Below are 14426 nucleotides of genomic sequence, written 5' to 3' on the forward strand. Positions count from 1 at the left end.
CAAGGTCGGGGTCGCGAGTTCGAGTCTCGTTTCCCGCTCCAAATTTTGATCCACAGACTTCTACTGGGGTCTGTAGGTCATTGAAAAAAGGAGCTTCGGCTCCTTTTTTCATTCCAGCGAGTGCCACGGAAATCCACCCACAGCTACCGTTTTTGAGTGACCAAATAAGGCACAAGAATACGGGTGGGTCGGCTACCGGATAGTTGCTGGGGCTGAGCGGGGACCATGACGAGCATAGGGCCTAAGTCATTACTTAGGAGTCTCGAAATGGCGCTCTCTGATCTGACCGTCCGGCAGGCGAAGACCACCGGAAAACGCTACACCCTCTCCGACAACGACTGCCTGGGCCTGATGGTCTCAGCCGCAGGCGGCAAGTCATGGCAATTCCGCTACTACTGGCTGGGCAAGCAAAAGCGCCTGTGCCTGGGCGGCTATCCTGCTCTCAGCCTGCGCGAGGCCCGGATCGAGCGAGACAAGGCCCAGGCCCTGCTCGCCAGGGGGATCGATCCTCAGGTCGAGCGCGACCAGAAACGGCACGCGGCCAAGCTGGCGGGCGAATACACCTTCAAGACCGTCTTCGATGCCTGGGTCGAGCATCGCCGCAAGGAACTCAAGGAAGGCCGTCAAAGCACGCTGTCGCAGATCCTGCGCATCTTCAACAAGGACGTGTTGCCCACCCTGGGAAGAATGTCGATCTACGACATTCGCCGCCCCCAACTCCTGGGCGTCTTGGCGGCGATCGAGAAACGCAAGGCGTTCACCACCGCCGAGAAGGTCCGCACCTGGTTCAACCAGTTGTTCCGCTATGCCCTGGTCATTGCCGAGGGGTTGGAAGTCAACCCGGCCGCCGACCTGGACGTGGTGGCAGAGCCCAAGCCCCCCGTAGCCCACAATCCCTACCTGCACCTGCCCGAGATGCCCGAGTTCCTCCAGAAGCTCCGGCTCTACAACCCCCGTGGCTGGCAGACCCAGCTTGGCGTCCGGCTGCTGTTCCTGACCGGGGTGCGCACCGGCGAACTGCGATTGGCCGAACCCGAACAGTTCGACCTCGACAGGGGCTTGTGGATCATCCCACCGCAGATCGTCAAGCAGCTCCAGGATGAAATGCGCAAGGCAGGGAAGCGGCCGCAGGATGTGCCCCCCTATATCGTGCCGCTATCCCTGCAGGCCATCGAGATCGTGCGCTATCTCCTGGGGGTGATGCGGCCGGCGCAGAAGTACTTGCTGTCACACCGCAGCGAACTCAAGAAGCGCATCAGCGAGAACACCCTCAACAAGGCCGTGCAGCTCATGGGCTATGAGGGGCGCCTGACCGGCCACGGCATCCGCGGCACTATCTCGACGGCGCTCAACGAGATTGGCTACCCGAAGATTTGGGTGGACGCGCAGCTTTCCCATTCCGACCCCAACAAGGTGAGTTCGTCCTACAACCACGCCAAGTACGTTGAGCCGCGCCGTCGGATGATGCAGGACTGGGCCGATCGGCTCGACCTGCTCGAACAGGGCGAAGTGGAAGCCGCGAGCGCGCATCTGACCATCCGTATCGACGGGGTGCCGGCGATGGCAGAAGTGGAGGAAGCGGTGGATGCGACCCTCGCGATGGCCGAGCCCACTCCTCCCGGCGTCCCGCCCGTCGTGGCCACGCCTATTGTCGTAACCCCGAGCAACGGCGGCATCACGTTCCAGCGGCTGTCTCAGGTACCGCCGCCTCCGACGCATGCCCCAGAGCCGGAAGTGTCCGCGATCCAGCGCGAGCGCGAGGAAATGCTGACCATCTACGAGTCTCCAAGCAGCTTGCCGGTCCCGCTGTTCGGCAAGCTGGCCGGAAAGTCCAAGGACCAGATCAACCGCGAACTGAAAGCGGGCAAGTTGCTGTCCATCAGTTTGGGCAATCGGGGGCAGCGTGTTCCCGATTGGCAACTGGTGCCGCTCAAGCACAAGCTGGCCCAGGTGCTCATGAACCAGTGCCCGCACGCGGATTCGTGGGATCTGTACCGCATGCTGACCCAGCCGCACCCTGACCTGGGGGACCGCGCGGCCATTGATGCGGTCACGCCGACCAACGTGCCGGCGATCATCCAGGTCATCATGGGCGACTACCAGCACTATGCGGATATGCCCGAGGCCATTGCCCCGTACCCCATCCCCGAGGATGTGCGGCAAAGCGTTCGTCGGCTGGTGGATAGCGCAGTAGTTCTAGACGGAGCATAGGGCTCTCAAACCTTGCAGGGGCCTTGCGGCCCCTGCATTACGCTTGCACCGCCTCCACGAGTTCGCTCAGCGTGCGCGGTGCGGGAGCGAAGAACACGGCGCCGGTGTGCGCCGTCGAGAAATCGAGCAGGCGGTCGTGCATGCCTGGCGGATCGCCGAGGAACATGCGCTCCAGCATCTTCTGCGTCACCCACAGATGCCTGGAGTAGCCGATGAAGTAGGTGCCATATTCGCCCTGGCCGGGGCGGCCGAAGGGCATGTTGTCGCGCAGGATGTCGTGCTCGGTGCCGTCGTCGTCCACGATCGTGGCGAGGGTCTTGTGCGATTTCTGGCCGCTCGTCGCGTCGGGCAATTCGACATTGCTGACGATCTCCCGGCCGATGATCCGCTCTTGCTCGTCCTTGGCGAGCCGAGCCCACGGCTGCATTTGGTGCAGATACTTCTGCACCACCAAGTAGCTGCCGCCGGCGAACGCCTGATCTTCACTGCCGACCAGCGTCGAGGCGCCGATGTCGTGCCCGGTCGGGTTGGCCGTGCCATCGACAAAGCCAAGCAGGTCGCGGGAGTCGAAGTAGCGAAAACCGACCACCTCGTCGGCCACCGTCACGCTGCTGCCCAGTTGGTCCAGCAGCAGGCGCTCGAATTCAAAACAGAGGTCCTCGCGTTCGGCACGGATGTGAAAGAACAGGTCGCCGGGCGTGGCAGGCGCGGTGTGCTTGGCACCCTCGATGGGCACGAAGGGCCGTAGTTCCTTCGGGCGCTTCCCGGTCTGGAAACGGTCCCATAGCGCCGATCCCAGTGCAGTGATGCACGACAGCCGGCCGTTGAGATCGCGGAAGCCCACCGTTTTGATCAGGTCGTCCAGCCCGTCCAAGACGCCGGCGACCGCCTGAAGGGCCTCGTGGCCCTCGGCGACTGTCAACGTGAGAAACACCGCCGCGCGCGACAGCGGCGCATCGATGCTTTGCGAGTCAATTGGTACTCGATCCCAACCACTTCCAACCATTCGTGCCTCCAAAGACCATGTTAATTCATCATATTGCCAGAGATGGAAGCGCTATCACTGGCGCGCTAACAGGCGCGTGCCGCTGCAATTACCCGCACGCAGCCTCGGCGAGAGCGGGCTATGGGGTATTCGAGCAAGCCGCCCTGTCCCTGGCAACCAACATTGCCCTGTGCTCGAACCGCTCAGAAACAACATTGGCTCGTCCGTGGGGCCGCTGCAGATATGTCACGATCTCGTAGGGGCCGTCTGAAAGCGGTCGCATAGTGATCCCCCACGCATGGGCACGCTCAATGCGCGATTGCGCGGAGAGCCCCACTCCGTAGCCAGCGGTCACCCAAAGCGCCATCATCTCGAACGAAGTCACGTGCTGAATGCTCTGCTGGCTCAACGGAAGAAAGGACAGTCGCTGATCCAGCAGTAGGCAAGCCTCCGCCGGCCAGCGAAACACCGGATAGTCCAGAAGCTCGGCAAGCGTGATCTTCGCCTGGGCAACTAAGGGGGACCCCAGCGGCACTGCAACAGCCACGTTCTCCACCCAGAGCGGTTGGCTTTTCACGGCCGGAGCACCAGCGTTCCGAAGCGTCATTCCAGCGTCGTAGCGGCCTTCCTCAAGGCCCGTCAACAGATCATCGGCTGAGGTCTCAAAGAACGTGATGGTGACTTCTGGTTCCTCCGCGCGCTGTAGGGCAAGAAGCGTTGTGAGGCAAGAGGATGGCACTCCGGGCGCGATAGCAAGCCTGAAATGGGAAAACTGGCTGGTGGCGTCATGCATGAGGGCCCCCAATAAGCGATCTGTCCAGAAAGGCAAACCAGCGTTGCAGGAAAGAGTGAAGTTTAACGTCGTTATCTTTAACGTGGTTAATTGTGGCAGATTGTTTGACGCTTCTGCTAATGCAGAAATCAACAATTCAGCCAGGCCGTCCTTCTGGCACATCGACGTATGAATCCGAGTCGGCGTTAGCCTTCGGACAGGCCGTGCGCGCTGCGCGCGTCGCTCAAGGAGTCGCGCAAGACGAGTTCGCATCTCGGGCAAGCATTTCGCGTTCTCACATGGGTAAGATCGAGCGTGGTGAGCACGTGCCCACGCTTCCGCTCATACTGAAAATTTCTACGGCACTTGGAATAAGCGCGGCTGACCTGATGACGGCGACCGAACGCAATCTGCGTGCCGACACTGATCCCTGAGTGTCTAGCCTGCCAGGCTCCGTCAACCGTCCGAAGAGTCGCGAAGGCGAACGATAAATCGCTCCACCGAAGCCGATAAATTGCCGCCGTCGGGCCGAAGCAGGTAGGTGGTGATCACGGCAGAATCCATCGCCAAGGGGCGGATCACCACATCCGGCCGTTGGGAGATGGGAATCTTGGTCGCCGTCATGAAGCCGATGCCGTAGCCGGCGCCGACCAACGTGAGCATCATGTCCAGCGAGGACACTTCCTCGACAACATTCAGCTTGTGCTCCAACGTGTTGAGCAGCCGCTTGAGTTCGCGGCAATAGCCCTCGCATACCTGCGGGTCGCACAGGACAAGTGGATGGCCTTGAAGTTCTTGAAGTGGCACCTCCTTGTAGGTGAGCAATGAGTGACGAGCTGGCACCGCAATCACCAGCGGGTCGTGCCAGATTGGTTCGGCAGCGATACCGTCGCCGACATCGCCCGTGTGCGCGAACCCGATCATGAAGTCGCCCGAACGCAAGCCACGCACTTGCTCTGCCAGAGGCACTTCTGACAAGCGTATTTCGATCTCCGGCTCCTCGGCGCGGCAACGAGCCAGAAATGCCGACAGCCGTGGATCGATAGCCCCATCTGATACAGCGATGCGCAGGCTACCGCGCAAGCCCGATGCCACAGCCTTGGCATTTTCACGAGCCTGTTCCAGCACTGTGAATAGACGGCGAACATCTTGCAAGAAGACCGCGCCCGCCGCCGTTAGAACTGTTCCTCGTCGGTTTCGGTCGAAGAGCACTACGCCCAACTCGTCCTCAAGTTCCTTGATGGCTCGTGATAGCGGTGGTTGTTCGATATGCAGGCGCTCAGCCGCCCGCGTGAAATGTAGCTCCTCAGCAAGAACTACGAAGCAGCGAAGATGGCGCAGCTCCATAGGCCACCCTCCCGTTCCGACTTATCCAACACTGTGCTATCTCCCTATAGAAGTGACTGCCATTCTGGCGGCGGCGAGTTCGGCCACATCATTGGAAACTTCTGGCTGAATGAGCCAGGGCTGGGTTGACCGTGCGATGGCCCGAGGCAGGCACAACACCAGGCGAGCCTGTCAAGTCCGTGGGGTGATAAGGATCAGACGAAGGCTATCTCCAGCCACGCACGTCAATGGATGCCGTGCATCGTCCCCGTCTGACCCTTGGCCGATTGCGAACCAAGCGCTTGAACACGCTTGCGGTTGATCATCACCTGCGGATTGCTGAGGCTCTGCTCCTGGTCCGAGCCAAGGCAAGTACCCTGGGGCAGACGGCAAATGCCGGCGAAAATATTCGCCGGCTCCAGTTGCTGCCCGGAGACTGGCGGGACCAGAATGCCTCTCACCAGAAAGTGTGAGACATCCTGATGCTTAGCCCGCGCCGGATGCTTAATGCCGCACTGAACCATGCGGGTCGATGACGTACTTGTATGCAGAACCCGCGTCGAACTCTTTGTACGCGGCGGGCGCGTCTTCGAGCTTGATGAACTTAGTGTTCATCATCGGCGAAAGGTAAGGCATGCGATCGTTCAGTATCGCCCGCATTAACGCGTGGTTGTAGTTGGCCGTCGGAGATTGACCAGCCGACATTCGCGGCGACTTGATCCAGGCGTTGGACCATTCCAGATCCATATGGCCTTTCTTGGCTTTCGGGTCTTTCGAGATCGGGTTTGCGCAGTACACACCGACCGTACTGGTCATTCCGCCGAAGCGGACATATTTGAGCATTGCGTTGGTAACAGCGCTCTCCACGATCTTGTCAGCCTCCGCGCCAAACCCGCGGCAGTCCACACCAACATAGTCGATGACGCGATCCACCTCCCTGTGCCCGGTAATGCGTTCGAGATGCTCCTCGATCGGCACGCCGTCGGAAAGGTTGATGGTTTCCACGCCGTGTGGCTTGAGAAGGTCCAGCCGCTCTTGAATGTAATCGGCAACGATGATGGCGCCTGCACCCAGAAGTCTGGCGCAGGCGGCACCCGCTCTGCCGACCGGCCCGGCACCGAAGATCAGGATGTTTTCGCCGACGACGTAGGCCGGCGCGGCTGGCCAGTCTGGGCCAGCGAACCCATGGAAAGCTGTGGGTAATACGTCAGAGAGAAGGGTCAGGTCGCGGATTTTTTCCATGGCGGCATCCTTGTCAGGGAAGCGAAGGAGATTGAAATCCGCATACGGTACGAAGAGATAATCACCTTGCCCCCCCGTCCAGCCACCGAGGTTGAACCCGTAGGCTCCGCAGTCGATTTCGGGGTTGGTGTTCTCGCATACATCGGAGCGCATATGCTTGCAGTTGTAGCAACGCCCACACCCCACATTGAAGGGAACGGAAACGATGTCGCCCTTCTTCACGACTTCGACGTCTGATCCCACTTCGATCACTTCGCCGGTCATTTCATGGCCCATGGTCATTCCCTTGGGAACAGCAAACGAACCGCGATAAATGTGAAGGTCGCTGCCACAGATATTTGTGGTAACTATTTTGAGGATAGCGCCATGGGGTGCGCTTTTCCCTTGAGGGGTTATCAGCTCTGGAAATTTGAAGGTGTTGACCTTCATTTCCAAGGGCTTCTCGAAAGTCACGATTCGGTTACCGGTCGGAGTCATTTCGTCACCTCTGTGCGTTAATGTTTCCATCTTCTAAATCGAAGTGGGAAACGAAATTTACCGCTGTCAAGAAGAACGATCGTGGTATTGCCTAGCCGTTGGTCGCGTCTCCTTCTGCGGTCTTGACAGCATCGGATCAAGCTCAGAAGTGGTCAAACTGGAATAATCTATGTGCAGATAGGCACGATCTATCTACGCGGGATCGTCGAGCCGTGCTCGTCTCCTAGCCGGGAGAGGGCAACGATCATCGCTACATCGCGCCTCCTAGCTTGATCTAGGAACAGTCAGCTCGACCCAGCGAGACATGAGGAGGCCGCATGCAGCAGGTACTCCTGCCCCCCGAGTTGCCCCTGGACCTAGTGGCCTTCGATGGGTTGCTCAGCACGTGGCGCCTGTTAGCGGCGCACACGGCATGCCTGCAATCTTCGCCTGGTTGAAGCAATACAGAGTTGCTCTTCAAGACTCGCTATTTCAGGGGGCTTTGAGATGAGTCTGCTTTGGGCTGGAACCGACGATGGATCGATATAACGGATTGAAGAGTGGCGGCGAGTTCGGGGGTGTGCACCATTTCGAGCAATGCACGCGATGACGGTGCCTCGAACGCATTTTTCCCAGCAACGAATCCGACATTTGAGTGCGACATTGGTCCATTGATTGCGATTGCGTGGAGATTTGGAATGTGCGCGAGTTGGCCGGCGAGAGATTGCGGAAGAACTGCCGAATATTTTCCTGTCGCCACGTGTGCCGATAGCACGTCAATTGAATCAGTGCGAATAGTCTGCGCGGTACATTGCATCAGCCTATCTTGAATGGGTTCAGGTACTGCCGAGTTCAGCACGCAGAGTTGTCTATTGAGAACATGGTCCCACGTTGTGCTTCGGGGTTGCTGTGTTCTCGCGGCGTGAAAAAGGAAAATGCGTTCACGGTACAGAAGGTGAGTATCGAAGTCTTCCCCTGGGATATCCTCCAAATGCATGAGTGCGATATCCAAATTGTTTTCTCGAATCGCCTGTAGCAGGGAAGAAGCGCCGGAAACCAGAACTGATTGTTGAAGTAAGGGTGTTTTTTCAGCAAGGGCGATGCTTAATGTGGGCGCTACACCGGCAGTTCCTGGGAGTATCCCTAGCCGGAATTGCCCCTCTATACCTCGCCGTAGTGCGGAGAGTTCTCGCTCCAGCCCTTTGCAGACGTCATACATCTGCTGAGCCCAAGACAGTACGCGCATCCCTTCAGAAGTGAGGCCGTCATAGCGTCGGCCATGACGCACGATCTCGACACCCATGTCTTCCTCCAATTGCTTAATGCCCGCGGAGAGTGTCGGCTGAGAAACATTGCAGCTTTTGGCCGCGTTGCCAAAATGGCCTTCACGGTGCAAAGCAAGCAAGTATTCAAAGTTTCTTACGATCATATATTTTCTTCTGATAAAGTTGATTGGATTTTATACTTTCACGAAAAACCCTGCGCACGCTTCGATCCGCGTCCAACCTTGGGCACGTAGCTGGCACGCATGAAAGGCTGCCGCGCGCAGTGTCCATACAGTAGGTTCGACTCGTCATCGACGGTCAGCACCACAACGCACGGGACAGCCAATAGCGCGAACACAGGTGCTTTGCGCTGTGGGCGAGTCGTCCTCATGTAGCTTAGCAGTTGGCGCGTTCTGGAAGGGAGTAAGCGTGAGTGGTGAGGCACGCAACCGCAAAAGGCGGTGCTAAGCTCTTGAGCTGTTCGGGTCGTGGCCGTTGAAGCGGCGAGAGAATGGAGCCTGCCATGGCCGTTGTGGCGCAGCTAGTACACCATGCCCCCAGCGTTTCCTTAGCTGCGATTGACGGGCATGCCTGGCGGTAGCTCAATAACAGCCATTTATGGATGAAGGAACGAGGGGAATAAGGCAGATGAAGATATTCACGATTGGATTCACTAAGACCTCCGCGCGGTCCTTCTTCACCAAGTTAAGTGCTTCTGGTGCCAAGCGCCTTGTCGATGTTCGCCTGAATAATGTTTCGCAATTGGCCGGATTCGCTAAACGCGAGGATCTTCGATATTTTTCCGAGGCGTTGTGTGGGATGGAATATGAACATCTACCAGCACTTGCTCCAACCAAAGACATGTTCGAGGAATATAAAATAAAAGGGGGAGATTGGGATATCTACGCCAGTAAATTTCTGGATTTAATGTCGTCCCGAAAGATTGAGTCAATCGATAAAGAAAAGATTGATAACAGTTGCCTGCTTTGCAGCGAAGACAAGCCCCATCACTGCCATCGGAGGCTAGTGGCCGAGTACCTTGCAGGCAAATGGCCGAATGTTGAGATCGTGCATCTTTAGAGGGGCGACGTAGCTCCCAATGTCATCAACTTAAGCCCCCAGCCCTGGCCGGGGCAAGAAATCCCGGGGCTTGGACGCGCGGTTGCAGCAGTGCCTTCACTGGTTTTGCTCCCCAGTTCAGCGCATGTGCGACCCAGACGCCAGCTTAATGGATGCCGGTTCGCCTCGGCGGGCGGGATTTCTCGTTTTCCGGGCGAGCGCGTGCCGGCCGCTGTCTGGCCAGCTTTTTTGCGGTGCAGTTCGGGTGCTGCTTGTTCTTAGCGCGTCGGTTTGTAGCCCTCGCAGCCGCGACTGGCCAGGCGCATACGCTGGCGCGGGAAGCTGCGGCCCGGGCGCACAGCGCTGAGGCTGTTGGCCATCAACTCCATCACGTTGGCCAGCCCCTGCACACCGGGGCGTACCAGCAGGTCGACCAGGGTGTTCTTGAGGCGTGACACCCCTTGGGTGAAGTTGACCTTCCAGCGCAGCTTGCGGCCTTTGTGGCGCTGCTCGATGACCGGTTGCAGCAGATGTTGCATCAGCAGCGCTAGGTTTTTCAGCAGTTGCCCGGCATGAAAGTCCTGCTTCACGGCCGTCACGCTACGGCCGCTAAAGTTGTCGAGGCAGAGGGTCTGCTTGAGGCGGCGGTAGTCCGTTTCGATGCCCCAGCGGCGGTGGTAAAGATCCGCGAACACCTCGGCCGGGAAGGCCTGTCGATCCAGCAGGGAGGTCAGCAGCACTTCGCTTTCACCGCTGGCTAGCTCGACCCGGATCAGGCGCAATTCGACCCGGCCCGCGGGATCGACGCCGGCCTCGGTACAGAACAGGCGCGCCTCGGGATGACTGGCAGAGAAGAACTGCGTGTCTTCTGTCTGCCCCGAGCGGAGAAACTGTTTGACCTGCGCGTTGTAGCCACACGGCAGGCGCATCAGGAAATGTCGCCGGTGCTGCTCGAACAGCGCAAACAGCCAGTGTCCGGGGTAGCCGCGATCAAACAACGTCAGGCTGTCAGCGGGCAGATGCTCGAGGTGCAGATGGGCGCAATCGCGCTCGCCGACTGCGGATGGCACGATCAGGCTGTGTAGCGTCTGGCCGTCGGCGACGTCGTAGAGCATGGACAGACGGGCAACGGGAAACTCGCTATGGCAGCCGAAAAAGCGCGTCATGACCGACTCCAGCGGTAAATGGACGGTCGAGCCGTCCACGGCGAGTACCCGTAACCCGCGCCACGTCTGGCGCAGCCCGAGGCTGTCGAGCTGTTGCTGAAGGGTTTGGTTGAGGCTCTCGAAGACCTCGGGCTTGAGCTTGCCGCGCGCCTTGCTGAAGGCCTGCGCGGTGACCACCTGGGTCTCGGCCGAGGCCTGGTTGAGCACGCGATAGAACTGATCGAGCTCGGTTTGCAGGGCGGTGCGTGGCTGATTGAGCAAAAACAGGACGAGGTTCTTGAAGGTCAGTTGGCGTCGGCGGGTAAAGTCGTGAGGGCGCTGGCGGTGGGTATCGATGAAGTCGGGACAATCGAGCTGACTGGTTATTTTTTGTACAATTTTCAAGCCAGGGTTTGCTGGGCGGTGTCAAACGGTGTGGAATGAGGGGCCAAAAGGGTTTCTCCTATGCGCTGAATTTAGCGCTAATTATATGATATTTATAGGAAAAATTCCTTAAGTTGATGACATTGACGTAGCTCCACGTTTCCAACGCCTCGTCTGGAGGGCTGAGAGAGACAAAGGCGCGTATCGGCGGGAGCCGGCGCCACACATTGGGCGTACAGAGCAACCTCGCCCGCCACGGCTCGATGTCAGCGCTCAACGAGGCGAGTGGCTCCAGGTGCATTGGCAGACGGGCCGCTGGCTGACGTCGTGGCGATCGGCGGATATGCACTGGGAAGCCCGCCCATGTGCTGGGCTATCATGTTGGCGACGCCTACGCCCAGGTGGGGCGCGGCAGGATCGCCGTCATTTACACCCCAGTTTGGTACTGCTATAGGTCTTCTGGAATAGCCGATACATCAGGACAAATTGAAGTAGCTCAATTAGGAGATATCTAATGTCAACCGGTATGTTTATTCTGCACTCCAACTATACGCCGGCGGGGGACCAGCCAGAGGCGATAGCGCGCCTGCTGTCGGACATAGAAGAAGGTGCGACGCACCAGACGCTGAAAGGTATCACCGGCTCAGGTAAGACCTTCACCATGGCCAATGTGATTCATCGTCTGAAGCGGCCTACGTTGATCTTGGCTCCTAACAAGACGTTGACCGCGCAGCTTTATGGTGAAATGAAGCACTTCTTTCCTGAGAACGCGGTCGAGTACTTCGTTTCCTACTACGATTATTTTCAGCCCGAAATCTATATGCCGGGCACCGATCGTTTCATTCCAAAGGACTCGGCCATCAATGACCACCTTGAGCGCCTGCGCCTGTCCACGACCAAATCCTTGATTGAGCGTCGTGACGTGATCGTCGTCGCTTCGGTGTCTTCAATCTACGGCCTGGGTGATCCAGATGCATACCGAGCGCTACAGATCGCTCTGTCCCCTGGGGTCAAACTAAACCAGAGAGAGCTAATTCGTCGCTTGGCTTTGCTGCAATATGATCGCACGGAGCGCACTCTCAAGCGTGCAACGTTCCGCGTCCAAGGTGATGTGATTGACATTTTCCCCGCTGATTCCGAGTACAGGGCGGTTCGGGTGGAACTGTTGGATGACACTGTTGCGTCTGTCCAATGGATGGACCCTGTTACCGGCAAGACGTTGGGAGAGATAGACCATTATTTGGTTTCGCCAAAAACGCTTTTCGCGCCGCCCACGAACAAAATAGATTCTGCATCCAAAAAGATACTCGCTGATATGGAAGAGCGGGTTGCCGAGCTGAACAGGAATAATCGCTTGGTCGAGGCAATCAGGCTGTACGAGCGGATCACGCATGACGTGGAAATGATGCGCGAGGTCGGCTATTGCTCGGGGATGGAGAATTATTCCTGCTACTTCAGCGACCGAGACGCAGCTTCTCCTCCGATCACGTTGCTGGATTATTTGCCGAAAGACGGGCTGCTGTTCGTCGATGAATCTCATGTCATGGTGCCACAGATATCCGCAATGTACCGGGGGGATCAGGCGCGCAAGGACACGCTGATCGATTACGGGTTCCGTTTGCCTTCATCGAAGAACAACCGGCCATTGAACTTTGACGAGTTCGAGAAGGTCAAGCCTCAGACCATCTTTGTTTCCGCTACTCCGGGCGACTACGAGCTGAGGGTGTCGAAAGGCAGGGTTGTCGAACAGGTTATCAGGCCAACGGGACTGCTTGACCCCAAGGTTGAAGTGCGGAAAGCGGATGGATACATAGATGACCTGCTTGCCGAAATATCGAAGTGCGTGAAGAGAAAGAATCGAGTGCTTGTGACTACGCTGACGAAGGTCAGTGCAGAAGAGCTAACGGATTTCTTGACGGACAACGGGATTCGAGCGCGCTACATGCATTCGGACATAAAAGCGGAGGATCGTGTTGAGATCATCAATGGCCTGCGCGCAGGAGAGTTCGATGTTTTGATTGGGATTAGTCTTTTGCGCGAAGGGCTGGATATTCCAGAGGCATCATTGGTTGCCATTCTCGATGCAGACCGTGCAGGGTTCTTGCGTTCGGCCCATGCGCTCATTCAGATGATCGGTCGAGTCGCTCGGAATGAAAACGGCAAGGCGATCTTGTACGCCGACGCGGTGACGCCGGCGATGAAGCAGGCGATCGATGAGACCAATAGGCGCAGGCAGCTTCAAATTGCCTTTAACGAGGAAAATGGGATTTCTCCAGCCTCGTCTGTGCGAAAACTAGCAGGGGAAGAGACGAATACGGAGGAGCCCACCGTTCATTCCGAGGCTTTCTGCGAGAACTTGTCCGACCTTTGCGATCAGATCACTGCCAAGGAACAGCAGCTACTCGAATTTACCGATACCGGTGACGAGCAGCGCGTCGAAGACATTCGTCGTCAGTTGGATGGGTTGTACCGGCAATTCATTTACATCTAATCGTTCGCCGGCATTGGGTTGCATGGCCGACCGATCTGCATCTGGGGCAAGCGGGCAGACGGTCGGTTCATCATTCAACCGGAGGGGTGAGCCGCCGAGGCTCAGTGCCCCGCTTTCCAAGATGTGTGCCCTACAGCGTCTTGCGACGTGTCAGCGCAAAGCTGGCAACGATCCAACGGCGACCAGCATTTCATCAAATACCGCTCGAACCCTTCCCGGAATGGGGCCACGCTGAGGCCGATAGACGTACAACCCCCATGCCGGAGGTTCTTCGTTCTCCAGCACTCGCACGAGCTTCCCGCTGGCAATGTAGGGGGCGGCCATGTAGTCCGCCAGTTGCGCGAACGCGATCCCGGCCAGCGCCGCTCCCATTTCCATGTCGGCATTGTCGGCGACGAGAGTGGGTGCGGTAGGTGTCCACTGGCGTCCCGCCTTGAAGTGCCAAGGCCAGGGACGGCCGGTATTGATATCCAAGGCCACGGTAACTGGCAGGCTGCTTAGCGCATCGATGTTTGCAGGTACGCCCACTTTCTTGATCAGGCGCGGAGCGGCAACGATGGGGAGTCTCATGTCGGCGGCCTTGCGTGCGACGAAGCGGCTATCGCGCATGAATCCGACCCTGATCCCGACGTCAATCCCTTCGTCAACCGTATTGCTGATGCGATCGGACAGGCGCACATCCAGCGTGATGCCGGGATGACGCGCGGCCACGCGCTCCAGTGCCGGTAGCACCGCTCTGGTGCCCAAGCTGTGCGGTGCGGTGATGCGAACCGTACCGGACAGAGAGGCCTGCTGGTCGGAGCTAGGCGTTCGCCACAGATCCTCGAACCGCTCCAATGCGGGGCGCACTTGGTCTAGCAGCCCTTCGCCGAAGGCGGTGATGCGCACCTGGCGCGTGCTTCGATGAAACAACACCTCGCCGTAGTGTTGCTCCAGTTGCTGGATGGCACGGGTTACACCTTGCGGAGAAGTCCCCAGCCGGACGGCCGCATCGCGAAAACTGCTGCTTTCGGCCGCCACCCGAAAGATGCGCAGTAGTTCCATTTCTTTGTTCATGACGCACGCCTCATGGCCGGTTTCGCTGCTCGTT

The 14426-nt window shown here is 58.2% G+C and carries 12 protein-coding genes; 5 read left to right on the forward strand and 7 right to left on the reverse strand.

Features of this window, described 5'->3' with window-relative positions; all coding sequences use genetic code 11:
- Positions 1–267: 267 nt before the first annotated feature.
- The gene (locus FZE95_RS18750) at positions 268–2211 is read left to right on the forward strand and encodes a tyrosine-type recombinase/integrase (protein WP_009876631.1); all 1944 of its coding nucleotides are present in this window, start codon (positions 268–270) and stop codon (positions 2209–2211) included.
- A gap of 37 nt (positions 2212–2248) precedes the next feature.
- Here the strand turns inward: FZE95_RS18750 and FZE95_RS18755 are convergent, their stop codons facing one another.
- Positions 2249–3217 carry a Dyp-type peroxidase gene (locus tag FZE95_RS18755; protein WP_020924940.1) on the reverse strand — a complete coding sequence of 323 codons (969 nt, stop codon included), beginning with the start codon at positions 3215–3217 and terminating at the stop codon, positions 2249–2251.
- A 118-nt stretch (positions 3218–3335) separates the two neighbouring features.
- A complete protein-coding gene (locus tag FZE95_RS18760; protein ID WP_017514781.1) occupies positions 3336–4151 on the reverse strand; it encodes a substrate-binding domain-containing protein in 816 nt (271 codons plus the stop codon).
- On the opposite strand from FZE95_RS18760, the gene FZE95_RS18765 reads away from it, so the two are divergent.
- Positions 4109–4402, forward strand: coding sequence for a helix-turn-helix domain-containing protein (locus FZE95_RS18765; RefSeq protein ID WP_009459591.1), 294 nt, complete (start codon positions 4109–4111; stop codon positions 4400–4402). The two genes, FZE95_RS18760 and FZE95_RS18765, sit on opposite strands and share 43 nt — an antisense overlap.
- Positions 4403–4424: 22 nt before the next feature.
- Here the strand turns inward: FZE95_RS18765 and FZE95_RS18770 are convergent, their stop codons facing one another.
- Complete coding sequence (locus FZE95_RS18770) at positions 4425–5315, reverse strand: LysR family transcriptional regulator (RefSeq protein WP_023103878.1); 891 nt, start codon at positions 5313–5315, stop codon at positions 4425–4427.
- 236 nt (positions 5316–5551) lie between these two features.
- On the opposite strand from FZE95_RS18770, the gene FZE95_RS18775 reads away from it, so the two are divergent.
- The gene (locus FZE95_RS18775; RefSeq protein ID WP_150302348.1) at positions 5552–5767 is read left to right on the forward strand and encodes a hypothetical protein; all 216 of its coding nucleotides are present in this window, start codon (positions 5552–5554) and stop codon (positions 5765–5767) included.
- Positions 5768–5798: 31 nt separating this feature from the next.
- On the opposite strand, the gene FZE95_RS18780 is transcribed toward FZE95_RS18775, so the two are convergent.
- A complete protein-coding gene (locus FZE95_RS18780; protein ID WP_023093406.1) occupies positions 5799–7013 on the reverse strand; it encodes a glutathione-independent formaldehyde dehydrogenase in 1215 nt (404 codons plus the stop codon).
- Positions 7014–7479: 466 nt separating this feature from the next.
- Complete coding sequence (locus FZE95_RS18785) at positions 7480–8421, reverse strand: LysR family transcriptional regulator (RefSeq protein ID WP_060765353.1); 942 nt, start codon at positions 8419–8421, stop codon at positions 7480–7482.
- 484 nt (positions 8422–8905) lie between these two features.
- Here FZE95_RS18785 and FZE95_RS18790 point away from each other — a divergent pair, with 484 nt between their 5' ends.
- A complete protein-coding gene (locus FZE95_RS18790; RefSeq protein ID WP_023835768.1) occupies positions 8906–9337 on the forward strand; it encodes a DUF488 domain-containing protein in 432 nt (143 codons plus the stop codon).
- 257 nt (positions 9338–9594) lie between these two features.
- On the opposite strand, the gene FZE95_RS18795 is transcribed toward FZE95_RS18790, so the two are convergent.
- Positions 9595–10866 (reverse strand): IS4-like element ISPa45 family transposase, encoded by a 1272-nt coding sequence (locus FZE95_RS18795; protein ID WP_020924943.1) that lies wholly within the window; start codon positions 10864–10866, stop codon positions 9595–9597.
- Positions 10867–11359: 493 nt separating this feature from the next.
- Between FZE95_RS18795 and uvrB the strand changes: the two genes are divergently transcribed.
- The gene (gene uvrB / locus FZE95_RS18805) at positions 11360–13336 is read left to right on the forward strand and encodes an excinuclease ABC subunit UvrB (protein ID WP_020924944.1); all 1977 of its coding nucleotides are present in this window, start codon (positions 11360–11362) and stop codon (positions 13334–13336) included.
- 150 nt (positions 13337–13486) lie between these two features.
- Here uvrB and FZE95_RS18810 read toward each other — a convergent pair whose 3' ends face one another.
- Positions 13487–14392, reverse strand: a complete 906-nt coding sequence (locus FZE95_RS18810; RefSeq protein ID WP_020924945.1) for a LysR family transcriptional regulator — start codon at positions 14390–14392, stop codon at positions 13487–13489.
- Positions 14393–14426: the final 34 nt, after the last annotated feature.

Origin of the sequence: Pseudomonas profundi (genome assembly GCF_008638305.1) — a bacterium.
Taxonomy (GTDB): Bacteria; Pseudomonadota; Gammaproteobacteria; order Pseudomonadales; family Pseudomonadaceae; genus Halopseudomonas; species Halopseudomonas profundi.